At 44.0% G+C, this 24,223-nt stretch carries 14 protein-coding genes; 6 read left to right on the forward strand and 8 right to left on the reverse strand.

Annotated features, from left to right (window positions below; translation table 11 throughout):
• Positions 1 to 29: 29 nt before the first annotated feature.
• The 5 genes from EJL04_RS11085 to EJL04_RS11105 all read left to right on the forward strand — a co-directional run bounded on the left by EJL04_RS11085 (position 30) and on the right by EJL04_RS11105 (position 10,371).
• Positions 30 to 2,411, forward strand: coding sequence for an ABC transporter permease (locus tag EJL04_RS11085; protein ID WP_125104965.1), 2,382 nt, complete (start codon positions 30 to 32; stop codon positions 2,409 to 2,411).
• 105 nt (positions 2,412 to 2,516) lie between these two features.
• A complete protein-coding gene (locus tag EJL04_RS11090; RefSeq protein ID WP_125104966.1) occupies positions 2,517 to 4,874 on the forward strand; it encodes an ABC transporter permease in 2,358 nt (785 codons plus the stop codon).
• A gap of 68 nt (positions 4,875 to 4,942) precedes the next feature.
• The gene (locus EJL04_RS11095; protein WP_125104967.1) at positions 4,943 to 7,324 is read left to right on the forward strand and encodes an ABC transporter permease; all 2,382 of its coding nucleotides are present in this window, start codon (positions 4,943 to 4,945) and stop codon (positions 7,322 to 7,324) included.
• A gap of 108 nt (positions 7,325 to 7,432) precedes the next feature.
• On the forward strand, positions 7,433 to 8,095 hold the full coding sequence (locus EJL04_RS11100) for an ABC transporter ATP-binding protein (protein ID WP_021855743.1): 663 nt from the start codon (positions 7,433 to 7,435) through the stop codon (positions 8,093 to 8,095).
• A gap of 719 nt (positions 8,096 to 8,814) precedes the next feature.
• Positions 8,815 to 10,371 carry an IS1634 family transposase gene (locus tag EJL04_RS11105; protein WP_125103887.1) on the forward strand — a complete coding sequence of 519 codons (1,557 nt, stop codon included), beginning with the start codon at positions 8,815 to 8,817 and terminating at the stop codon, positions 10,369 to 10,371.
• A gap of 408 nt (positions 10,372 to 10,779) precedes the next feature.
• Here EJL04_RS11105 and EJL04_RS11110 read toward each other — a convergent pair whose 3' ends face one another.
• The 8 genes from EJL04_RS11110 to EJL04_RS11145 all read right to left on the reverse strand — a co-directional run bounded on the left by EJL04_RS11110 (position 10,780) and on the right by EJL04_RS11145 (position 22,595).
• Complete coding sequence (locus tag EJL04_RS11110) at positions 10,780 to 12,408, reverse strand: hypothetical protein (RefSeq protein ID WP_125104968.1); 1,629 nt, start codon at positions 12,406 to 12,408, stop codon at positions 10,780 to 10,782.
• 123 nt (positions 12,409 to 12,531) lie between these two features.
• Positions 12,532 to 14,664: an Ig-like domain-containing domain gene (locus EJL04_RS11115; RefSeq protein WP_125104969.1), complete on the reverse strand. Its 2,133-nt coding sequence runs from the start codon at positions 14,662 to 14,664 to the stop codon at positions 12,532 to 12,534.
• 15 nt (positions 14,665 to 14,679) lie between these two features.
• Positions 14,680 to 14,868, reverse strand: a complete 189-nt coding sequence (locus EJL04_RS11120) for a hypothetical protein (RefSeq protein ID WP_125104970.1) — start codon at positions 14,866 to 14,868, stop codon at positions 14,680 to 14,682.
• 175 nt (positions 14,869 to 15,043) lie between these two features.
• The gene (locus tag EJL04_RS11125; RefSeq protein ID WP_125104971.1) at positions 15,044 to 18,811 is read right to left on the reverse strand and encodes a choice-of-anchor J domain-containing protein; all 3,768 of its coding nucleotides are present in this window, start codon (positions 18,809 to 18,811) and stop codon (positions 15,044 to 15,046) included.
• Positions 18,812 to 18,838: 27 nt separating this feature from the next.
• Positions 18,839 to 19,492, reverse strand: coding sequence for a hypothetical protein (locus tag EJL04_RS11130; RefSeq protein WP_125104972.1), 654 nt, complete (start codon positions 19,490 to 19,492; stop codon positions 18,839 to 18,841).
• Positions 19,493 to 19,598: 106 nt separating this feature from the next.
• Positions 19,599 to 20,423: an Omp28 family outer membrane lipoprotein gene (locus EJL04_RS11135; protein WP_125104973.1), complete on the reverse strand. Its 825-nt coding sequence runs from the start codon at positions 20,421 to 20,423 to the stop codon at positions 19,599 to 19,601.
• Between the two features lie 6 nt (positions 20,424 to 20,429).
• A complete protein-coding gene (locus EJL04_RS11140) occupies positions 20,430 to 22,070 on the reverse strand; it encodes a DUF6029 family protein (protein WP_164511755.1) in 1,641 nt (546 codons plus the stop codon).
• 36 nt (positions 22,071 to 22,106) lie between these two features.
• Entirely contained in the window at positions 22,107 to 22,595 is a 489-nt protein-coding gene (locus EJL04_RS11145; RefSeq protein ID WP_021855750.1) for a TlpA family protein disulfide reductase, read from the reverse strand.
• 1,409 nt (positions 22,596 to 24,004) lie between these two features.
• Between EJL04_RS11145 and EJL04_RS11150 the strand changes: the two genes are divergently transcribed.
• Positions 24,005 to 24,223 carry a hypothetical protein gene (locus EJL04_RS11150; protein ID WP_125104974.1) on the forward strand — a complete coding sequence of 73 codons (219 nt, stop codon included), beginning with the start codon at positions 24,005 to 24,007 and terminating at the stop codon, positions 24,221 to 24,223.

The following is a 24,223-nucleotide window of genomic DNA, read 5'->3' on the forward strand; positions in this document are numbered from 1 at the left end:
AAATTTGTGTAACATAACAGATACAGGATATGAGCAACTTCAACCTTAAAAGCTATTTCACGTTCCTCTCGAGGAACAAGACATACACGGCTGTGAACGTGTTCGGACTGGCCGTAAGCCTGACATTCGTCATCATCATCGGACTGTACACATGGCAGGAGACAAGCATCGACCGCCAGCACAGCAAGGCTGACAGAATATATAACATAGGACTTGAGTTTATGGATGACAGCAGCCGGGTGATGGGCTGCCACCACGCGTCGCTGCGGAACCTGCGCATGCACTATCCTGAAATAGAAAACACATGTGGCATGGTGACAGGAAGCATAAAGGTCAGAGACCGCGACAATGTTCTGAACGTGAACACTATCAACACCGACTCGACGTTCTTCTCTATGTTCGACTTCAAGCTGCTGCGCGGCGACCGCGCCACCTGTCTTAGCAACAAGGGCAACATTGTGGTTACAGAACAGTTTGCGCACCGGTATTTCGGCACTGACGACGTAGTGGGACGCACCATAATGACCACCGACTCGCTGCACTTCAGGGTTACGGGAGTGGTGCAAAACTTCGACAATACGATAATATCAAAGAACACAGATGCGCTTGTTGACTTTGCTTATGCCGAACGTGAAGGTGAAGGAAACATGGACAAATACTTTCCGGGACAGATAAACGTAACCAACTGTGCCTGCTTCGTGCAGGTACGCGAAGGCTGCGACCTGATGCAGAAAGAAGCCGACATACAAAAGTTCTGGCCTACATTCTGGCCCTATGAGCCGGCAATGCCCCTACGGCCGTTCCTGACACCGCTCAACAAGCTCTACTTCAACGACACGTCGGAGGTAAACGTCATGCAGTTTGGCAATATTAACATGGTAAGAATCCTGCTTGCCGTTGGACTGGTGATTCTGCTGTTCTCAATCATGAACTATATCAACCTGACCGTGGCGCAGTGCGGCTACCGCGCAAGAGAGATGGCCACGCGCCGCCTCTTCGGATGCAGCAGGGCAGGCATCAGCACCAACATGTTCAGCGAGTCGCTCACCATGTGTGCCTTTTCATGCATTATAGCCGCTGCAATGGCCACAGCCACAGCCGGATTCGCAGGCCGCATAATCGGCAAGGACATAGACACAGGAATACTGGCCACACCATGGGCCATAGCCGCAATAGTGCTGTTTGTCGTAGCTGTAAGCCTGCTGGCAGGCATCATTCCGGCCACTGTGCTGTCAAGGGTAAAACCGATTGAGGTGGTGAGAGGTACGCTGACAAAGCACACAAAGATGATTTTCTCGCGCATCTTCATAACAACCGAAAACCTGATTACGATAGTGCTGCTGTCGTGTGCACTTATAATGTCGATACAGATGCGGCATCTGCTGAATGCTCCGGTAGGATACAACAAGGAAAACATAATAAGCCTATTTGATCCGTGGAAGTTCAACGGCAACGACCTCACCGTGTTTCTTGACAAAGTGCGCGCGCTGCCATGTACCGAAAAGGCTACAGCCACCAAGGGATGTGCTGTCTACGGCGGAAACAGCACATCCATAGTCTTCGAAGGAGACAAGGCTCAGACATATGTACATATATTCAACGTAACGCCCGAATTTATGGATATATACGGCATAACGCCCAAAAACGGCAGTAAGATACAATCGGGCAACACGCTGTATCTTAACGACCAGGCCCTGGAACTGCTGCACATGAAACCTACGGACACACACCTCAGCCGCAGATACAAAAGTACAAACTCCAACATGCTGCCTGCCGACGTAAGATACGGAGGAGTGATAAACAATTTTCATACGACAAATATTCTGCAGCCGATAAGTCCGTATTTCATATTTATAAGCGACCAAATAGAACGGCCGTGGTATGTAACGATAAAGGTGAAAGGCGACCCCATAGACGCACTAAACGAAGTGAAGAAAGTTTATAAAGAAGTGTTCAGGGAAGAAATGGACACCAGCAGACCGGTGTTCGTAACCGACCAAATAGCTGAAATATTTGAAAAAGACATCCGCACGTCTAAAATCGTGTCGCTCTTCGCCTTCATTGCCATCATAATCTCGCTGCTCGGACTTGTGGCAATGTCGACATACTTCATACAGCAGCGCGCAAGGGAGATTGCCGTACGCAAGGTGTTCGGCTCTACAGGCAACCAGATCCGCGTAAGACTGATACGCACGTTCATGCTATACGTTGGCATCGCATTTGTCATAGCCGTGCCGATAGTGGTTCATTTCATGTCGAAATGGATCGAGCAATACAGCTACCGCATCGTATGGTGGCCGTGGATTGTGGCGGCAGGAGTAATCGTTATGCTTATCAGCTTGGCTGCCGTGGCAGTGCAGAGCTGGATGGCGAGCAACGAAAACCCCGTGAAGAACATCAGGCAGGAGTAAATCTCTGCAACTGAAAACGATGCCTCTGGCAAATGTCCACATGGGCAAGACAGCCGCATAAGACATAGGAAAAATAATATTTGTAATGTATATACGAAAACAACAATGAGCAACTTCAACCTTAGAAGCTATTTCACGTTTCTCTCAAGGAACAAAATATACACGGCAGTGAATGTGTTCGGACTGGCCGTAAGCCTGACATTTGTCATCATCATCGGACTGTACACATGGCAGGAGACAAGCATCAACCAGCAGCACAGCAAGGCAAAGCGAATATACAACATAGGACTGATGTCCGACGACAGCATCGGCACGGCCAACTGTCACCATATAGTCCAAAGATACTTGCGTGACAGATATCCTGAAATAGAAAAGACATGCGGCTTCACAACCGAAAACATGAAGCTGAAAGACAGGGACAACTTTGTCAACGTAAATGTAATGGAGACCGACTCGACATTCTTCGACATGTTCGACTTCCCCCTGCTCTATGGCAACCGCGCCACTTGTCTCATGCAGAAAGGCAACATTGTGCTGACGGAGAGCTTGGCGCTCCGCATGTTCGGAACGGCAAATGCCGTTGGCCGTGACATAACAACCGCCGACAACACCCACTTTCGCGTTTCCGGAGTGGTGGCAGACTTTGACAACACCATCATAGATAAAGACATTGATGCAATAGTCGACTTCTCTTTCTGCAAGAACCTTGCAAACAAGGATGAGTATTTCTATCAGTTTGCAAACTACCTTATGTGCTCGGTTTTCATACAGGTACACGAAAACTGCGACTTCATGGCTAAACGGAATGAAGTGAAAACGTATCTGCATGAGACCGTCAAAGACTGGCAGCCCACGATAACGCGCCTTGACAAACTGTATTTCTCCGGACTCAACGCCTATTCAGGACTACATCTCGGCAACCTTATGCTGGTAAAAATTCTGTTCGCCGTGGGACTCGTTACGCTGCTTTTCTCCATAATCAACTACATAAACCTGACCGTTGCACAAAGCGGTTACCGTGCAAGAGAGATGGCTACACGCAGGCTCTTCGGGTGCAGCAAGAGCAGAGTGGCAGTCAACTTGTTCATAGAATCGCTCGTGATGTGTGCCATTTCGCTGCTTATCGCCGTTATGCTGGTACATATAGCCGCCCCTTATGCTGGCCGGTTGCTCGACACAAAGCTCAACCTGTCTTTGCTCATACACACATATTGCATTGGTCTGACGGCTGTTGTCGTCATTGCGGTGAGCATCATTGCCGGCATACTTCCTGCCACAATACTGTCACGGGTGAAGCCTATCGAGGTTGTGCGCGGAACATTCCGCACGCAGACAAAGATGATTTTCTCGCGCATCTTCATAACCGTACAGAACATCATAACCATAACCATGCTGGCATGCGCCTTTATTATGGTCAGCCAGATGCTTCATCTGACGAAAGCTCCGCTTGGCTTCAACACGAAGAACATAATAGCCTTAAAGCTTAACTACACAACGGACAACGACCTTACCAACGAGTTTATCAACCGTCTGCGCACTCTTCCATCAGTAAAAGCTGTGGCCCCGTCTAACGGAACACCGGCTGACGGAGGCAACGACCCGTCTGTGCAATTTGAAGGGGACAAGGACATAAGCCGCTTCAACTTCATAACAGGCACGCCTGAAATAATGAAGATATACGGCATAAAGATGAAAAACGACTTCAACCTGAAAAGTGACAGCATAATTTACATGAACGACCAAGCTCTGCAATATCTGCATATGAAACCAAACTCAACGCATATGAGCGAAAGGTTTGACAGTTTCGTGCTGACATACTTTGCAAAAAGCGCAAGATACGGGGGCGTAATCAACGACTTCCACGTGCGCGACATATGCAACAACACGAAAGGCATAATATTGCTGACGTGCAGGAACATTAAGCAACCCCTCAACATATCAATACTCGTAGAGGGCGACCCCGTGGAGGCATACGCCCGGATAAAGGATATATATAAAGAGGTATTTCATGAGGAAGTGGACGAAAGCACACCGCCGTTTGTAGACAAACAGATAGAGAAACGCTTCGAGCAGGAAATCCGCACGTCTAAGATCGTGTCGCTCTTCGCCTTCATAGCCATCATAATCTCGCTGCTCGGACTTGTTGCAATGTCGACATACTTCATACAGCAGCGGGCAAGGGAGATTGCCGTGCGCAAGGTGTTCGGCTCTACCGGCAACCAGATTCGCGTAAGACTGATACGCACGTTCATGCTATACGTGGGCATCGCATTTGTCATAGCCGTGCCGATAATAGTTCATTTCATGTCGAAATGGATCGAGCAATACAGCTACCGCATCGTATGGTGGCCGTGGATTGTTGCGGCAGGAGTAATCGTCATGCTTATAAGTCTAGCTGCCGTGGCAGTGCAGAGCTGGATGGCGAGCAACGAAAACCCCGTGAAGAACATCAGGCAGGAATAGGCCGGCACCGTAAGACAAGGCTGCGGCAAGCAGACAACAAGAAAAATCATTAAACAACATATCAGAAGATGAACAACATAACGCAAGCATTAAAGAACCTGACACGCCGTGGACAGCACAACATAATAAAGATATTGTGCCTCGGCATTGGCTTTGCACTGGCGTCGGTGCTGATAGCGAAACTATGGTATGAGCACGAATACGACACGTGCTACCCCGACCATGACCGCATCTACCGCATAAGCGAAAAGATAAGCCGGGGCTCTGATCCGGAAGCTACATACGGCAACACGCCCGGAGGCATAGCCACGACGCTGAAAAAATATATTCCCGAGATAGAAACGGCAACAAGAATAAACCCTGCATGCAATGATGAGGAAATGAAGATAAACGGAGAACGACGCGTCAAAGGTAACATATACGTTGTTGACTCGTGTTTCTTCAAAATGTTCCCGACCAGGATATTGGAGGGCAACGCCGACGAGGTGCTGGCAAAACCGTATTACTGTCTTGTGTCACGAACTATGGCTGAGCGCATGGGCGGCAACGTGATAGGACGCAAGCTGGAGCTTACTTCTATTCCGGGACTGACGATGACCGTAGGCGCAGTATACGAAGACTATCCGTGGAACTCTTCTTTTCACGACTATGACGTGATGCTCTCAATGACAACACAGCGCAGTTTCAGCTACGACGGCCAGGACAATCTGGCGGGCAACGACCGCTACTACTCGTTCATAAAGGTGAGCAGGGGATGCCATCCTGAGCAGGGCGACTTTGACAATAAGGTGAACGAAATAGTAAGCAAATTTCTTGCCCTACTTGAAAAGGAAGAGATAAAATTCTCGCTGAAGTTCACTCCCATATCAAAATATCACCAAGAGGACAGCTACTTCAGGCAGACATTCCTCATGATGATGATATTAGCGGCGGTGATTCTCGCGGCAAGCGTGCTCAACTATCTGCTGATTGTGATTGGCAACACGGTTACGAGAGGACGCGAAATGGCCGTAAGAAAATGCTACGGAGCCATGCCGCGTAACATATTAGGCATAACCATGGCCGAAACCCTGCTGCATATCGTGCTGGCAATGATGCTGGCCGCAGCACTGATATACGCCTGCAAAGGCTCGATAGAGACGCTGCTGTCGGCCCCGGTCAGTTCACTTTTCACCGGCAAGGGCACACTGTTCCTCACAGCATTGCTGATAGTGGTGTTCATCGTAAGCGCCCTGCTGCCGGGCAGGATATACAATGCCGTGCCCGTAACAACGGCGTTCCGAAACTTCACCGAGAGCCGCAGGCGCTGGAAGATAGCACTGCTGGCAGTGCAGTTTTTATTCGTCAGTTTTCTGGTATGCCTGCTGCTGATAGTCAACAGCCAATATTCCAAGCTCACAGACTTCGACCTCGGCTACTCTTATGACCGCCTCGCGATAGTCAACGTAAACCAAATAAAGGGCGAAAAGCGCAGCGCCATGGTTACAGAACTAAGCAAAATGCCGGAGATTGAGGCATGGACGGCTGTAACATCTCCCTTGTTTTCAAACGGCGGCGGCAACAACATTGTTGACCCAGAAACCGGTGAGGAGATGTTTAACGCCACCGACCTGTATATGGCAGGCGACAACTATCTCGACATGTTGGGCATAAAGCTCAGACAGGGGCGCGGATTCAACGCCAGCAGCGACAGTCTGAAGGAGATGATGGTAAGCCCCGACTTCGCCCAGAAGCTGAAGAACGAGAAGGGCTGGAAAGACGTGATCGGGCGTAAGATTCTGATAACGGAACACAGCCAGACGGGCAAAGACCTGTTCACCATAGTAGGAATATACGATAATTTTCACGCCAATACGGCGCTCGACGATGACGACCGCCCCACGATGATGTTCCACTCAGACCCTTACGGCAGCTACATCAGCTATTTTCTGCTGAAGTTTCACGACCTTACGGCAGACAATATGCAGGCTGTGCAACAGCGGCTGCAGAGACTTTATCCTGACGAAACAATCATCGTGGACAGCTATGCACGGCAGCTGGACACATGGTATGACAGCGTAAAGCATTTCCGCTCGGCTGTCATGACGGCAGGAATATGCGCGTTGCTTATAGCTCTGATGGGACTCATAGGATATGTGAACGACGAGATGCAGAGGCGAAGCAAGGAAATAGCCATACGCAAGGTGAACGGTGCAACCGCCATAAGCGTGCTGCGCATGGTGCTGGGCAACGTGCTGCTGACGGCCGTTCCGTCGGCAATAGCAGGAGCTATTCTTGCCGGGATTGTGGCGGGCAAATGGCTTGAGGACTTCAGTGTGAGGACAAACATGAGCCCGTGGCTCTTTGTGGCAGGCATATTGGCAGTGGTGGCGGTTATAGCCGCGACCGTGGCCGCCAATGCTTACCGCACGGCAAACAGCAATCCTGTAAAATACCTGAAGAACGAATAAGCACTTAACGCCTGAAAAGCTGGCTTTGAAGAAAATATAGAAACAATAAAACTAACCGAGCTCACGAATACGGCGAAAGCCGTGAGGGGGCATAAAATAGAACAGAATATGATAAAGGTAGAAAATCTTAGCAAGTCGTTCCGCACGGAAGAGGTGGAGACTATAGCGCTTGACAACGTAACGTTCAACGTGGAAGACGGTGAGTTTGTGGCAATAATGGGGCCTTCGGGATGCGGCAAGTCTACGCTGCTGAACATTCTCGGACTGCTGGACAACCCTACTTCGGGACAATACTGGCTCGACGGCCAGGAGGTGTCGCTGCTGAAAGAAAAAGACCGCACGGGCATACGCAAAGGACAGATAGGCTTTGTGTTCCAGAGCTTCAACCTCATTGACGAACTTAACGTGGAGGAGAACATCGAGCTGCCCCTGACATATCTGAAGGTTGGCAAGGCTGAAAGAAAACAGAAGGTGCAAGAGGTGATGAAGCGCATGGGCATAACTCACCGTGCAAAGCACTTTCCGCATCAGCTCTCGGGCGGTCAGCAGCAGAGAGTGGCAATAGCCCGCGCCGTGGTGTTCGGCCCCAAGCTGATTCTGGCGGATGAGCCTACGGGTAATCTAGACTCTAAGAACGGCGCCGAGGTGATGCGCCTGCTGACAGAACTGAATCAGGACGGCACGGCAATAGTGATGGTTACGCACAACGAGCACGACGCGCAGATAGCTCACAGAACGATACACCTGTTTGACGGAAAAATCGTTGGATAGTGTGTCTGATGGTATTATCATGGCCATGACGCCACAAAGGCTCAGGCAACAGCATCAGACCAGCAACACAAAAGACGTCCTTCTGCAGTGCAAAAGGCATGCTTTCACGCTGTAAAACGTGCCCTTTTGCAACATGAAAGGACGTCTTTTGCATAAGCAGAAAACACAGAACGCCATAGGGAAAGGACTCTTTAAAGTAAACCAAATTTAGGGAAGTACAGGGATTCTGTCCCGGTAAAAGTCAACTTTAATCAGTAATTAAAAGTAGAGTCAACCAATAACAGTTATAAGTTTAACCAGAGTCAACTTTAATCAGGGAATGGCTTGTTAGAAGTCAACCAATTTTAGGAAAGGACACTGTAAACAATTTAGGTTTATTTTTTTGCGAAGAAACTCGTCACTCGTCACATTGCGACATAACGTCCTGAATGTCAAATCGTTGCGGTGTGACGAGTTGCCGTTGCAACTCATCACACAGAGTAAGCCCAAAGCAGGAAAACACATAAAATTGCTCCGATGTGATGAGTTGAAAATTCAACTCATCACACATTAACAGTCTAACTGTCAGCAACTTACGCACTGATGTGACGAGTGATGAGTTTTTTCAAAAAACTTTTTCCTGACTTCGTCACTCAAAAAAACTAAACATTATAATTCGTTGATAAACAATATTTTGTAATTTTGTGTCACCCATTTTAGGGTGACACGATGCAAAAAACATGTTTATACGTAAAAAGAAATACCCATCAGGCAATGTAGGTGTCATAGTGGTTGAAAAGGTCAAGGGCAAGATGAATGAGCTTACCACTATAGGTATAGCGCGCACTCAAGAAGAGGTAGATTCTCTCGTAATGAAAGGTCGTAAATGGATATATGAGGAACAGGAACACCGCCATCCACGGCTGGATCTTTTCGGTGAGGAACGTAAGAAGTGTGATGCAGAACTTCTGAGTGCCGAACAGATGCTTTCGTGCATAACCAACATCTCGATCAATGGAGCGGACCTGATACTTGACCGTGTCTTTGACAGCGTTGGATTCAACAGGATAGATGATGAGGTATTCCGCCAACTTGTAAAAGCCCGTTTGTCTTATCCTGCAAGCAAAGCTGCGACAGTGGAGTATCTGAAGAATCATTTTGACGAAGATGTCAGCCTGTCGAAGATCTATCGTTATTTGGACAAACTGAGCGATAACCAACATAAGATAGTTCAGGACATAAGCGTCCTTCACACGAAGAATATTTTAGGCGGCCACATCGGTGTGCTGTTTTATGATGTCACCACACTCTATTTTGAATCGGACTATGAGGACGAGCTTCGCAAAACCGGTTTCTCCAAGGAAGGGCGTCATCAGAACCCTCAGATTATATTGGGACTGTTGGTCAGCATTGGCGGCTATCCGCTTGCGTATTGCATCCATGAGGGCAACAAGTACGAGGGGCACACGATGCTTCCGGTAGTGACTGAATTTGTCCGGAAATATGAGCTGGAAGATTTTGTCGTGGTGGCTGACTCAGGGTTGATGAACAACGATAATATAGCCGACCTTGAAGCAAACGGTTACAAGTATATCATCGGTGCGAAAATCAAGAACGAGAGCAGGAAGATACAGGAATGGATACTGGAGCAGCCTAAGACGGACTGCCAAATGGTTGAATACGATAAAGGTAACGGACAGAGGTTGTTGGTCGGATATACAGAAGAGCGTGCCCGAAAGGATGCTTATAACCGTGAGAAAGGTATACGCCGTCTGGAGAAGGCATACCACAGAGGTACGCTTACCAAAGACAATATCAACAAGCGTGGATACAACAAATTCCTGAAAATGGAAGGAAATGTAAAGGTGACCATCAATTACGAGAAACTGGAGAAGGATGCGAAATGGGATGGTCTCAAAGGATACCTTACCAATACGAATATACACGTCAATGACGTATATGCCGCCTACCATAACCTGTGGCATGTTGAAAGAGCTTTCCGCATATCAAAATCAAAGATTGAGATAAGACCAATGTTTCACTTTACAAGGCGCAGGATAGAAGCACATGTCTGTATCTGCTTCGTGGCCTTGAAAGTTTACAAGGAATTGGAGCGTCTGCTGAAACTATCAGGCATAAATATGAGTGTGGACAAGGTGCTCGAACTTGCTAAAACTATAGTGACTATACAGATGACATTGCCTCAAAGTAAGCAGACTATCAACAGAACTATGCTGATGAAACGTCATCAACGCATTGCTTCATTGTTTACTGATGATTTTTGGGTGACACGTTGACGAAGTCAGGACACATTAACAGTCTAACTGTCAGCAACTTACGCACTGATGTGACGAGTGATGAGTTTTTTCAAAAAACTTTTTACGGCTTATTTACGGCAAACGGCTTGGCGGCAAACGGCCAAATACAATAATCGCCCACTACAGGCATGTCATTATAAGAACCAATAAAACCATGCTTTTAACCAAGCAACACGCTGGCGTATAAAAGAGAAACACAAGCAAAGCATGCATAACAGACATCAGAATTTTGCGTTCAATGCTCACGGCTGACCATCGTGCGCAAAATCGTCAACACATGATTAATCTTAATCATACATATTCTGAATCTTCAATAAAAAACAAGCTGCCTCATAAAATAAATGAGACAGCCTGCGAAATTGTCAGTTATATATAAAATTGCAGTAATTATTTTACAACAACCTTCTTGCCGTTCATGATATAAACGCCCTTCTTAACACCTGTAAGAACAGTTGCAGCAGGAGCCTCCTTAACGAGGATACCGTCGATTGTGTAAAGCTTAACAACGGCATTGGCATCGTCACCAAGAACAGAATCTATACCTGTAGGATCAGTGTTGAATTTACCTGTGATCTCAACGCTGTCGCCATTGCTGAGCATTCCACCTTCTACAGTCAATGTAACCTCACGGTCCTTGCTTACACCGGCAAGTGGAATATGGCTTACATAACCCGCATAAGATTTATCATAAGCAAACGGAACATCCTCTGCCTTGAATTCCTTTGTCTGGAGTGTGCCGCGGTTGTTGAGCCACTGCAGCAGAACCTTGTCGAAAGTAAGAACACCAACTTCCTCCGGCAACCAGATTATGATCTCGCTGCAATCAGCCAGAGAGCTGCCTTCAGTAGGCAAGAAGTCATAATAAAAAGATATTTCCTGCTTCTTCAGAGGATAAGTAACAACGATGCCACTTGTTCCGGCAGAAGCGTTGTTTGTGAGAATAGCACGTCCGTCTGCAGTTGTAAGGCCCTTGATGTTCATTGTTATCACAGTCTGCACTTCACCGTTTCTTGAAGTCTCTACTGTCTCTGGGAAGCGGTAACCGCGGATATCAACAACAACAGTCTTGCCTTCGATAGTAAAATCAGGATTAAATGAGCCCATAGAACCAGCCTCTGAATCGCCATAAGACAGGTCTATAGTTACCTTGCTCTTATCAGTATTAAGTTCGTCTGTGAAAGTAAATGTCAGCAAGCCTTCTTTTCCTGTTTCAGGATAATATGTGTAAAGAGTTGTACCCTGTGCCGGATCTATAGAAACCAGCTCACCGGGCATTTCGCCCATAATCAGTGTAACAGAATAGTTTCCGTCCTCACCATAGATTACGCTCTCATCGTTAGCATCGCAAATACCTTCAAGAGTGATTTTAAACTTATCACCAACCTCAAGTTTACCGTCTTCCGCCATCTCACGGATAAACTTGCTCAGCTCGATGCTATAGAAATACTGAGTAGTATAGGTACCATTGATATATCCTGCAGGAATCTCTTCCTTTGTTTTAAATACGCCGTCAGCCCCCTCACCATACTCAATCCAGTTGTGGGCTATGTTAACCGTACGGTCAAAAGCCAATTCAAGGTTTGAGCCTGAAACTGTATAGGTATCACCATCCGAAAAGTTAGATGTCAATGTGATAGGCATGCCTTCTCCGTTACCATAATAAATTGTAACATCTATTGAAGGCTCAGTAATCATACTGGTTGAGAAATAATAAGTTTTTCCTTCCTCAACCTCACTACTGAAGATTTTGTGACCTTCAGCGTCATAGCTTATAGAAAGGTTGTTGCCCTCTTCACCCATGGCATTACATTCAAACATCATAATGCCAAAATATCCGACATTAAAGTGGATGGTGTTGCTCTCAATAGCCTTCAGCTGTAAATAGTTTGCACCTGGCTGCAATTTAATAGTTACAGACTCAGACGGGTCATTAATCTCAATCGGAGTAAAAGTAACAGCCTTTAAACCTGTCAACCCCAATACAATACCGATTAAAGTAAAAATAAGTCGTTTCATGTCTAAATATTCTTGTCTGTTTTATTTTGAGGAAAAAGCTAAAGGCTGGTCGTTGCGCTATTGCCATAAGGCTAAAGCGACAGGCTGCAGCCTTTAGCTTTTTTATTTAAGATCTACGGCAGATTAGCGGATAACCACTTTCTGGCCGTTGATGATATAGATACCCTTAACGAGTTTCTTCATTACGTCAGCTTTCTTACCCTTGCTTACGAGGCAGCCGTCTACGCTGTAAACCTCAACAACAGCATTAGCATCTTCAACTTCTACACCACCGATGTTTGTAGAATTGTCAACGATGAATGTATATGTCAGCTCAGGATTGAAGAGATTGCCGTCAAGATCATAGAATGTTTCTTCAGGAATAACAACAGTGTAAGTACCATCTTCTGTTATTTCCGGAGTAAACGTAATCATCATCTTATTCATGTCATCACCTGTAGCATAATCGATCGCTGCAGAGATATTGCTTGCCTCAACACCGTCTTTCTTAACTGTGATAACATTGTTTGTGTTCAGTTCACCAACACCATACTTAGAATCTACAGTAAGTTCAACAGTAGCAATTGACTTAACTGTGCTTCCGTCAGCAGGTGTAACCTCTGTAGGAACGAGGATATTCTTAGGCATCTGATATGCGAGCAGGATAACACCGTCTGTACCGTAGCTGATAGGTGTGCCATTTTCATTAACAGCAGCAACAGATACGCCAATGTTGTTCTCTGCGAGGGCAGCCTCAGGAACTGTAACAGTTATAACCTTGCCTTCAACCTTTGCTTCAGCAGGAACACGAGTGTTCATACCATAAGTTACAAGAGCAGAGTTTACTTTAGCATTCTCACCGCTCAATGTAATATTAATTTCAGCAGGAATCTCCTTGCTGTACTCGCCACCTTCTACGTAAGGAGCCGGGTCAACAGACTCAACTGCAAGAATAGCCGGGTCAATGTTGAATGCTACAGTGAAGTCAGGGTTACATGTACCATGGCCCTGCAAACCATCAGTCCAAGGTGTTTCTTCGTTGAAGAACTCGTTAGCAATTGACTGTGAATCTACCTTAAGAACATAAGCACCAAACTCATTGATTTCTTTCGGAGTCTGTGTGCCAATTTCAACAAACTGAGCTGTTACAACAAGGCCAAGACCTGTTTCATCCTCATTTGTAGTCAAAATTGCATCAGCAACTTTCTCTTCACCTTTGTAAACGGCAGCTGTAGCTGTAGATGTTGTATACACTTTCTCACCATATGTAAATTCTATCTTGCCCAAGCTTGTGCAGTAAGAATTTTCAGCAGGTGTTACAGATTTGAAGTTCAAAGAAGCGTCTGCAAAACGACCATCGTTCACACCAAATGTAAAGTTGTAACCGCTTCCGAATACAACACTTTCAGGGAAGCCTTCTGCCTTAGGCTCAATTTCATTGCCCTCTTCATCAGTCAAATCAAGCTGAAGGATAACGTCTGTTACAATAGTTCCCATAAAATTATAGAACGCTTCAGACATAGTACACTTAATAATAGTATGACCATTACCTTCATCATACTTAACATCCGGCTTTTCCCAGTCTAAAGTTCCGTACATACCCATCGGGTAAACACAGTTCTTAACTTTAACTTTCTTGTCAACTTCAACAGTTACAACCTTTCTGTCATCCTTAAAGCTGAGCAGTTGGTCTTCTGTAGGATAAACGACATTTGGTTCCGGTTCAACTTTTACAAGATTTACAACAGTCTTTTCAACTTTTGCTGTACCACCTTCAAATGTCAGAGTTGTTGTCTCAGGAGTTTCAGTACCCTGCTCCATACCTTCCTTAGTCTGATATGACTCAATAATGATTTCGTATGTATTTCCTTCATACATATACCATGCATTATCAAGAACACGGCCATCTTTTTCAATCTTAGCAGGACCAACCATTATAACATCTTCACCTTCTTCAGCCTCAGATGTATAATACTGGTGCATAATGCCTTCATCACCATGGAACTCACAGTGAACATACTTAACCTTCTTGTTCAATGTAACCTTAACCTGATTATCCCAGCTGATTTTCTCAACCTTTGAACCCTGCTCAGGCTCTGAACTTACAACCTGCAAAGAGCTGGCACCTTTCTCCTCAAAAGAAACGGCTATCTCTAAATCAAAAAAGAGTTGTCTGTTATTATAAATAACATAAGTCTTACCAGCTTCAACCTCCAAAGAAGAAAAGTTTGCATCCACACCCATTGAAACATTCAACGGAGTTCCATCCTCCAACATAAATGTCGGGTAAGATCAACCATGCTTAAGAGATAAAGTACCATCTGCAGGAGCTGTAAAGCTAGCATAAACGATGTCATTTACAACATAAGTGTCACCATCGGCAATCACATACGGATCTTCTTTAGTACCCGAACCGCTTGGGGTAGCATTGACCCCCAAGACACATAGGAATGCCATCAAACTGATTAGTAAAGATTTCATAATACTTAATTATAAATTAATAATAAGTTAGCATTAAATTATATAGGAAGGGTTGGGGACTAGCCCCATACCCTTTTCTATATCTTAGGTTCTTAAGGTCCATGCCTTGCTGTCTGCTGTATTATGTTTTGTGAAGTGTTTTTCTGATACAAACATACAAGGCCGATCTAAATATTTATTTAACGATTACTTTCTTAACAACGCTTACGCCGTCGCTTGTAGCCTTAACGATAAACAAGCCGTTCTTTCCGCCTGTGCTTACCTTAACAGCACCAGAAGTAGAGTTAGCATTGCTTATTACGCTTCCGCTTACATCATAAACAGTAACGTTGAGATCGCTTCCGCCGTTAACGCTTATTGAACCGTTCTCACCAGAAATTGTGATACCGTTTTCAGATACTGTTGCATCGTTGATTCCAGCTGTTCCGGCTGACATCTTAAGTCTTGCAGCATTCAGAACGCGCTCTGTATTTGCATCGAGCAACATAACAACAACCTTAGTGTTATCCCAGTTCTTAACGTTTTCAGGCAGGCTGAATACCTTATTGAATGCAACAGGCTGACCTGCAGTTACGCTTACAGGGATGAAACCTGATTCACCTGCGAAGTTGTCGTTTGGCACTTTACGTGCAACATCGTTGAATGTTACAACAGCAACGCTTGAACCATACTTGCCGCCCTTACCGAACTCACCGAATATAGGCTGGTCGAGAACGTAGAAGCCATTAAGCTGAGGTCCTTCCAAACCATCCTCAAGAACAACAAATGCAAGATTGTGGTTCAGAGAGTTCATGGTTAGAGCATAGTTTACATTACCTGTAATCTGTATGTTCTTGCTTGAAGCATCGTAAATAGCCTTGTCGATGCTTACATCTGCAATTGCATAATTTTCGAACTCACGCTGAGCTACATCATAGAATGTATTGTTGCCTTCTGGTGAATCGAAGTGATACTGCTCGCTTCCATCAACATACATCGGCGCATAAAGAGTGTCTATACGGTTAACCAGACCCATAGGCTGTGCTGTTATACCGAAATATGTATTATAGTTCTCATAAGCGAACTGGTCTGTTCCGATTATAGAGCTATGAATAGCGATAGGTATAACCTGCTCACCGTAAAGTTTCTCAAGATTTTCCATTGCAAGGATTCCCTGAGGACAGTTCTTACACTGCTGACCAGTGCTTTCTTCTATAACTACATGCTTTGTTGTCTCAAAAGCAAGGTTGCTGATAGTGTTTGTCTGGCTGTAAACAGTACCGCCGAGATCAATGCTTATAGTATACTTATTCTGTGCACCTACAGTCAGAGGCAACTTGTCAGGGAATGTGAAAGAATAATTCTCTGCACTTGTTATAGGCTTGCTAGGTGTATCTGTATAAGTGCTCTTGAATGAGCCGTCTTCAGAAGTAAGTGTTGCATTAATAGTGTTATAAGTCTTATCACTTGTAACCTTAACTATTACGCCTACATCTGTGGACTCTTTGTTAACCTGCGTGCTTTCTACATTAGGAACGAAGTTGAAGTCGCCCTTGTAGTAAACCTTCAGATTATCCAAGAAGATCATACTCTGATTTTCGTTCTCATTAACGAAAGCGATATAGATATTCTTACCTGCATATTCTGCGAGAGATTTCTCTACGTGTGTCCAGTCACCTGTCAGATTTTCCTCTGACTCACCGGGAGAAAGCTGCTCGTCATAAAGAACCTTACCATTAGCCTTGAACTTCTCATAAAGTTCTGTTGTGAAGTTAGAATAAACAGCATCATCCTCAAGAACGAGAACCTTAAGTCTGTCTGCCTTTGACTTATAGTATGACTGAACGTCAAAGCTGAGATAATAGTCGGCATTTTCTATTGACAGACGAGGTATTGACATCCAGTCGTCTGATTTTCCTGTAGGATTATAGATAGATGTTGAAGCTGCACAGTAGTCAGAGCTGCTTTCTGATTCACGGATTACGAAAAGCCAAGGAGAATTGTCGGCATCAAAGCCTAAATCCTGCATTGCACTTGACGGCTTGTTGTGGTCACCTTCATAAAGGAGGTATTTAACCATAGAGTTGCTAGGATCATTGAAGTCATCAGAGAAGAGGCTTCCGTCAGAACTGATTTCAGGCTCGTATGCACCTGTGTAATTAATTGTAATCTCATTGTTCGGACAGGATCCCATAATATCTGTAACAGAACCAGCCTCTACAACAACCTTATATTTCTCATCTTTTTCAAGATAACGCTTGAGGCTAGGATACAGAAGGATTGTGCTTTCTGCTCCCTGCACAAAGTTAAGTTCACAAACCGGTGATGTCTGACCATCTCTATACAGATAAGCCTTAGCATCTTCAGATATAGCGATAGACAAATCGAAGAGAATCTGTACAGGATGCTCTGAGCTTATTTCAGATACATTTGCCTGATCTGCAGGAGAAACCTGCTGTACAGCAGCCGGAGCCTCGGCACGGCCGATATACTTAACAGTGATTTCTTCACTCTTAATAGAGTTGTCTGCCATCAAATAGAATGCTCCTGCAGGAATCTTCATTGTATATTCCTCATCTGCATTCAGGGCCTGAGGTATACCGCCAATAGTGAATGTCTTGTTACCAGACTGAGCTGTAATGTTATACTCTCTCAACACCTTACCAGAAGCGTCCATGAACTGAGCCTTAACACCAGATGTTACAGCGGCTGACTTAGAGAAAGCCAACTTCATCTGACTGAATTTAGCAAACTTAGAACCATAAACAGGTGATACAGCATAAGTGCTTAACGGATTAATGCTGCTTGCAGCCTCGGTTATAGTTTCAGGGAGACGGATGATATAGCCTTTTGTCTTTGTCTCAGACATACCAATCATTGTTTTCTCGTCATCTGAGATACCCTGGATAACACCTGTAATATCATAACCGGTACGCTCATAGAAGTTTATATCGTAACGGCCTGAAAGGATTTCATCTATTCCATACCAAAGATTTCCTACACGTACATATGCATAACGGACAGGATTGACAGCAGGACTACATCCAAACACTACACCAGAATTTGAAACAGCACTTCCGTCACGGTCTCGCTCTTCACGTTCTGTATTATATAATATGCAAGAGTTGTCGCTAGTATTGTAAAGATAACTTGAGAGGTATGAGCCACCTGCTACCTGCACGATACCGGTAAGATATTTACCATTGTTACTCATTGTTGACTCGTCAACAAATGTTTCGTCAGGCACTTCACCGAGAGCATTGTCTACATATTTGCACTCCTGAGTTGTCTTGTTGTAAACATAATAGCAAACTGTTGCAGGAGTTATAAAGTTAATAATACCGGCAATGATGTTACCATCAGGGCTAATATTGTCTATACGTACCTGCTGAGTGTTTGTTCCAAGTTTTGTTTTCTTAGGGAAGTTTGGAAGTTCTGCATACACATCAATAGCGCGGTATGTACCATCAGACTGCTTCTCCCACAAAAGCGGTGTTTCAACATAGGCATCAACAGAAAAGTTATCAGAATTGCTCCATCCTCCGATATATTTACCATCAGGTGTTACAGATGTAGCTTTTCCAGGATTCTCTGACTGAAGAGTAATCCACTTACCCTGATTCATGTCATAATAAGCTGGCTTGCTGTCATATGTACCAACGATGATTTTTCCATCATTAGTAACATCTGAAGCTTCAAGTGACTTCATCAAGTCTGCTTCAACCCAGAGTTCTGTAAGAGCACCTGTCTCTACATTAATAAGATAGGGATAGGCATACTTACTTTGATCATCATCATTCACACCAGCAGCAGTAGCCCACAAGCCATTGTCTGACAAAGATGTGAAAGCTGCAGCCTTGGGGAAGCTAACAGTGGTAAGCTGTGCTTCCTGTGCTGAAGACGGAATTGCCCACAGCAGGCCCAAAGCCAACAGGATACATAAATATAAACTTTTCTTTACCATACAATAAAAATTTAAAATAGGATTTATTTACTTTACAATCACTTTCTCTATACGTCCATCAGCATACTTCAGAATATTTATGCCCTTCTGAGGAGTGTCAAGAAGCTGTCCATTGATTGAATAGCGTGCTACGACCTTATTATCTGCATTATTCTGAATACCGTCTATACTTGCAGTACCATCATAAATGAAATTAATAGTAATTTCAGAATCAGGCAGCATAGATTTAGATCCCTGAGCTGATATTTTCACTGTAGTTGTACCTGCAGCAACAGGAACCCACTCTGTATCAGTTGAGATATCAATAGTTTTGCCTGCATCTGCATTGGCATTCTTCTCTATTGTACCTTCACTATCCAAATTTGAGCAGTTTTCTGCACAGCAAGCAGCAAATGAGCCATTAGGCAAAGCTGTAACATTATAAGTAACTTTACAACTCTGAGATTCAGCAGAGTTATTCTTAATATAAACTCCACTTAAAGAAATCATTGGCACCTGTATTATTTCATAAGAGCCATCAGGATTAAATACGAAATCCTCTTTATAGGATACCTGATCCATTGTAAGAGTTGCACCATTTTCAATGGTATTGCCGTCACCATCAACGAATATAAAATTCTGTGCATTCATTGCAACACAGCTAAATAACAAAGCGATACAAAGAGTAAATAACTTTTTCATCTTGTTCTTTTTATTAAAATGTTAAAATTGTTTTTTATAGTAGGATTGAAAGAGGGTATCAATGAGAGTGCATCAAAATGGAATACACTCTCATCGACATTATTTATCATTCATTCGGCTGTGCGTCGTCTTCAGTACTGATAACGGGTACTTTAACTACCTGCTGAACACCACTATTGTTATATACGAATGCTACAACCGACATATTTTCAGCCTTCCAGTCTTCATCCAAGACGTAAGTGCTTGTTACAGTCTTTTCTTCATCCCAAGCTATGCTGAAATCTTCTCCGTCCTGTCCGTTGACAGCTGTGCGGAATACATGATTATGCACATATTTAGTATTGACAGATCCGTCTGGCATATACTGAATGTTTGTTATATTGTCTTCAGTAAGCCAAAGCTGCAGTTTACCTGTAACATCAAGCACGCCTTTTGCATTAACATTTATGGTTACGGTTCTTGTAGCCTCATCATAAGATGTTGTTGCATCAAGTGTGAGCGGAGCAGAAGCCTGCAATGCGTCACGGACGATTGTTCCCCAAGACTGATATGTACTTGAAACCGTTTTTCTGTCAATAACGCCGGTAGGCTGTGCATCTATGCCCCATGAATTAAAATAGTAATCACCTGTTTCAGTCCATAACGGGAACGTTGTTCCTGTTACAGTCTTAGAGAACGGACCGCTATGAATACCCACAGCGATGACATTCTCTGCGCCATACTGCTCTTGCAGGCTTTCAATCATTTCTGAAGCATTCGGACAGTTAACGCAACGCTGTCCTGTGAAGTCTTCAATCAATACACGTTTCGCAACTTCTACAGGCTCCACTTCAATAAAGCGGTCGTCCTCATCAATGTTGCTACATGCCATCAGAGAAAGTGCTGCTGCACAGATGGCAAACTTATTATATATGTTATTTTTCAGCTTCATCTCTGTTTAGAAGTTATAGTTGTACGAAAGTGTTACACCCTTGCTTGCCGGAACGTAACGGCATACACCGCCTGAGCAGTTATATCCTGCACGTGTACGGCCATAGCCGAGCTGTATACGGTGTGATCCTTTGTTGAATGTTACGTATCCCTGATAGTAATGAAGGTCTGTCACGCCGCTGTTATACTCATCGGCAATTGTGAACATCCAGTTGGGAAGCACTGACAGCTCCAACAGAGCATACCACCAGTCGCCGAGGTCGTCGTCTGTAGACAGATACTGAAGTTCGCCGCGCAAAGTGAATTTATTGTTGAACTGATATTTTGCATCGGCGATGAAGATGTCTGAATGGATCATACCACCCTCACCCTCTACTATTGTCTTATTGTAGAACTGGTTCATGTACATGAGGTTGAGTTTGAACTGACGTGTCAGCTTCTTCTCTATCTGTACGTTCAAGTCCTGATAGAAAGTCTCGTCGCCCATCTTCCAGAAAGCAGAGCCATATCCGTCTGTGCCTGCTCCACCCACTACGTTAGTATCAATACCACGAATGTGAGAGAAGTTCACCTTTACGTTTGTGCCATACTTACCGCCAAGGAGCGTATGACGCTTGAACTTATAGCCGAACTCACCCTGGAAGGCCCATTCGCCGTCAGGATTGGTTGCATAAGGATACATGGCAGCCAACGCATAAGTCTGATCCATGGTGAAAGCCGGCAGGTGGTTGATGAATGAAGAAGTGAGCGTCATCGACCTGCGACTGCGGAACGACATGTTGTCGCTGCGCTTTGCCTGCAGCAATACGCTCAAGCCTCTCTTTGAATAAGAAGCTGACAACATTGCCACGTTTCCTTTACGATATATATATCCGTTGTCGAACGTCGGGTCTTGTGTCTTCCACGCATATTCTGCGAGAAGGCTGAAGTTTCCCTTCTGTAAATTTGCACGCACGTCAAAAGCGTTTACCGTTGTAGGCAGGTTAAGCTTGTGCGTAGCATCAACCATGACGTCTTCTTCTTTCTCGTACTTGTTTACCCATGAAGCACCGAGTGTAAGATATGTTCCGCTGTTGCTCAGGCCCTTGAACCACTGGTCGAGACCGAGTTCAACGTCTGCACCAGACACCCATGAGTCGTTGTGTGACCAATATCTGCGCTGCTTACCGCTAAGAGCCTTTATCGAAACTCCGGGCAGCGGCTTGATTGTCAGGCGTCCTCCAAGCAGAGAGTTGTCGATACCCAGTGTGCGCTCCTCGTATGTACGGAGGATAAAGCCTGAACCGAACTGCTCGTAGAAGTTACCTAACGTAAGGTCCCAATTTTTAAAGTGTGTTTTCAGATAGAAATAAGGAACTCCCCATCCCTTGTAGTCTTTTTCGAATCCGGGTAGAGGATGTTTCAGAAATTCGAAACGTGCTCCGGCATCGATATGCTCGCTCATTACATTCACATCAGCGAATGTGTTGGTCAAAGCCCATTCATTAACTTTTTCGGTGCCAATTGCTTCATCGTCTTGCGGAATAAGGATGTCGCTCTGGATACTTCCGCTGACGGTTATCTTTTTTTCTTCTGTCTCTTGTGCCATTGCTGTCAAAGACAAAGCAGGCATAAGCAAGAGACAGAAAATTTTATTATACTTGTGCATAAGTGTCAATTATTCTATAGTCAGCACTATGTGACATTATTTGTTTACGAGCTCTCTCACTTTCTCAATGAGTTCCTGTTCAGCTCCTTCTGTGTATCCGTTGTGTTTATAAACAATATTACCATTTCCGTCAACGATCAGTGTGTAAGGAATCATCTGAATTCCAAGTGCACGCTTGAAATCGCTGTTCGGGTCAAGCAGTACTTCATACGGCCACTCATGACTGTCAACAAGAGGTTTTACCTTGTTGATGTTCTGTGCCTGGTCAATAGAAACGGCTATCACCTTTACGCCGGTCTCTTCCTGCCACTCGTCATAAACTTCGCTGATGGCAGTCAGCTCACGGTTGCAAGGCTTGCACCATGTGGCAAAGAAATCAATGATGAAAGGTTTGCCATTGTTTGACAACGTGTCTGTTCTCACTGTCTTACCATTAATGTCTTTAAGTGTTACAGACGGTAACTGCGCATTTGCAGAACACAATATTCCTAGCGCAAAAACAATTGATAATAAAAATTTTTTCATTATTAATGCAATTTTACTGTTTTAACTTGGACAAAGTTAGTAATAATTTTGTAACGCGCTAACTTTTTTATTAGAAAAAATGCATAAAAATATTTGTTTATGATAAATATTCAGACCAAAAGACCTATTTAATAAATATTGACTATAAAGATGCAATTTTTATGCATAAATTGTTCTTTTATAGAAATGACTTAGCCGTTTTTTCTTTATTTTTTCCTTTTTTAGGCTATTGCATACCTTCGTGACAACTAAAAAGATTATATAATAACATTATGCAAAGTAAAACTATCCGGCATTTTTCGATGTGAAAACTTTGCGCCTTATACGCCCCGTTATATCATGGCAATAATTATTGCTGCTCATATTTCTGCAAATTTAAGTGTAAAACGGACATTATTCTTTTATTTTCAAACACATGACAGGTCAATAAAAAACAAAAGTCAATATTGTCATTTTAATAACAAAAAGCACCAGGCAGAAAAGCAGTAAAATGATACGGAAAAATTATCAAAACACTAAAAAAATTAACGCCCTATATATATAAATAGGTGTAAAGCCTTGATTAATATCAAGAGCTGCTGAATGGGCCTGACAATAGAGATGCTTAATAAGGGAACAAAAACACATCATGCAGCGGCATAAATATAAAGTATATCTATGTAAAAAAATCAGAAGCGAAGGCGCCTGATAATGCGGCGAGAAAGAAGGCTGGCATAAGTCCGAAAAATATTTACATTTAAAGCTAAACGTAACATCTTTTGGGCACTGAAAATCACGTAACAATAATAAACATGTTAAAAGTTATCGGGCATCCATTTGTAACTTTGCAGGCAGAAAAGCGCACATTATGTCATTTAAGTTTTGTCATGATTTTCAGGCAAAATAGAAAACAAAATTAACGGAACAGGCTTTAAAAATAAAAAATTATTTACTATGCCCATCAAAATGGCACGTTTTACATGCCGAAACAATGCCTTTTACGACTTAAAACACGGCTTTTGAAGGCTTAAAATAATACATATTTTGGTGAAAAAACATATGTTTTAAGCCTAAAAAGGACGGGAAAAATTGCACACTTTGACACACATACGATTAAAGGCTCTAACAATCAGAAAGTTATGCTTGCACGCGTTTTCAGGCAATATTTACAGACAAAAGATTTTATTTTTGAAATAACGCAGTTTAGAAGCGTTATTAAAATCCAATATGTAAGCAAAACGCACATAACGGCAGCAATCTGACTCTGATTCGAACGCAAGCTATACCACAGCTGCAATGCCGTATCCGGGCTTGCGAAATAACAACATTTCATCTGCATTTATTTTGCTTTTCGAGCAGTTTGCACTATCTTTGCATTAAGTGGAAAATGGCTTTGCCTATATTGAAGGCAAAAGACTAAGCTGTTTGAAATGAAAGACTGCAATAAATTCATAATATTCTACCAGGCAATGAAAAGGCTGTTCAGAAACAAGACGGGCGTCGGAGTTTCTGAATGGCAGCTGAAGACATTGACCGGTGGAAGGAAAAAGAACATTGAGAACGCAGCAAGGACGAAAGTCTTTGTTCTGGCGGCATACACGGCCGGAGAAGCTGCCGGACTGTCGGCTCACGGAATCAAGAACCTATAG

The organism is Prevotella marseillensis, assembly GCF_900625065.1.
GTDB classification, from domain to species: Bacteria; Bacteroidota; Bacteroidia; order Bacteroidales; family Bacteroidaceae; genus Prevotella; species Prevotella rara.

What these genes read in the sequence shown, in the direction of transcription:
- EJL04_RS11085 (WP_125104965.1), top strand. Translation starts at nt 30, where the DNA reads ATGAGCAACTTCAACCTTAAAAGCTATTTCACGTTCCTCTCGAGGAAC.
- EJL04_RS11090 (WP_125104966.1), top strand. Translation starts at nt 2,517, where the DNA reads ATGAGCAACTTCAACCTTAGAAGCTATTTCACGTTTCTCTCAAGGAAC.
- EJL04_RS11095 (WP_125104967.1), top strand. Translation starts at nt 4,943, where the DNA reads ATGAACAACATAACGCAAGCATTAAAGAACCTGACACGCCGTGGACAG.
- EJL04_RS11100 (WP_021855743.1), top strand. Translation starts at nt 7,433, where the DNA reads ATGATAAAGGTAGAAAATCTTAGCAAGTCGTTCCGCACGGAAGAGGTG.
- EJL04_RS11105 (WP_125103887.1), top strand. Translation starts at nt 8,815, where the DNA reads ATGTTTATACGTAAAAAGAAATACCCATCAGGCAATGTAGGTGTCATA.
- EJL04_RS11110 (WP_125104968.1), bottom strand. Translation starts at nt 12,408, where the DNA reads ATGAAACGACTTATTTTTACTTTAATCGGTATTGTATTGGGGTTGACA.
- EJL04_RS11115 (WP_125104969.1), bottom strand. Translation starts at nt 14,664, where the DNA reads ATGTTGGAGGATGGAACTCCGTTGAATGTTTCAATGGGTGTGGATGCA.
- EJL04_RS11120 (WP_125104970.1), bottom strand. Translation starts at nt 14,868, where the DNA reads ATGAAATCTTTACTAATCAGTTTGATGGCATTCCTATGTGTCTTGGGG.
- EJL04_RS11125 (WP_125104971.1), bottom strand. Translation starts at nt 18,811, where the DNA reads ATGGTAAAGAAAAGTTTATATTTATGTATCCTGTTGGCTTTGGGCCTG.
- EJL04_RS11130 (WP_125104972.1), bottom strand. Translation starts at nt 19,492, where the DNA reads ATGAAAAAGTTATTTACTCTTTGTATCGCTTTGTTATTTAGCTGTGTT.
- EJL04_RS11135 (WP_125104973.1), bottom strand. Translation starts at nt 20,423, where the DNA reads ATGAAGCTGAAAAATAACATATATAATAAGTTTGCCATCTGTGCAGCA.
- EJL04_RS11140 (WP_164511755.1), bottom strand. Translation starts at nt 22,070, where the DNA reads ATGCACAAGTATAATAAAATTTTCTGTCTCTTGCTTATGCCTGCTTTG.
- EJL04_RS11145 (WP_021855750.1), bottom strand. Translation starts at nt 22,595, where the DNA reads ATGAAAAAATTTTTATTATCAATTGTTTTTGCGCTAGGAATATTGTGT.
- EJL04_RS11150 (WP_125104974.1), top strand. Translation starts at nt 24,005, where the DNA reads ATGAAAGACTGCAATAAATTCATAATATTCTACCAGGCAATGAAAAGG.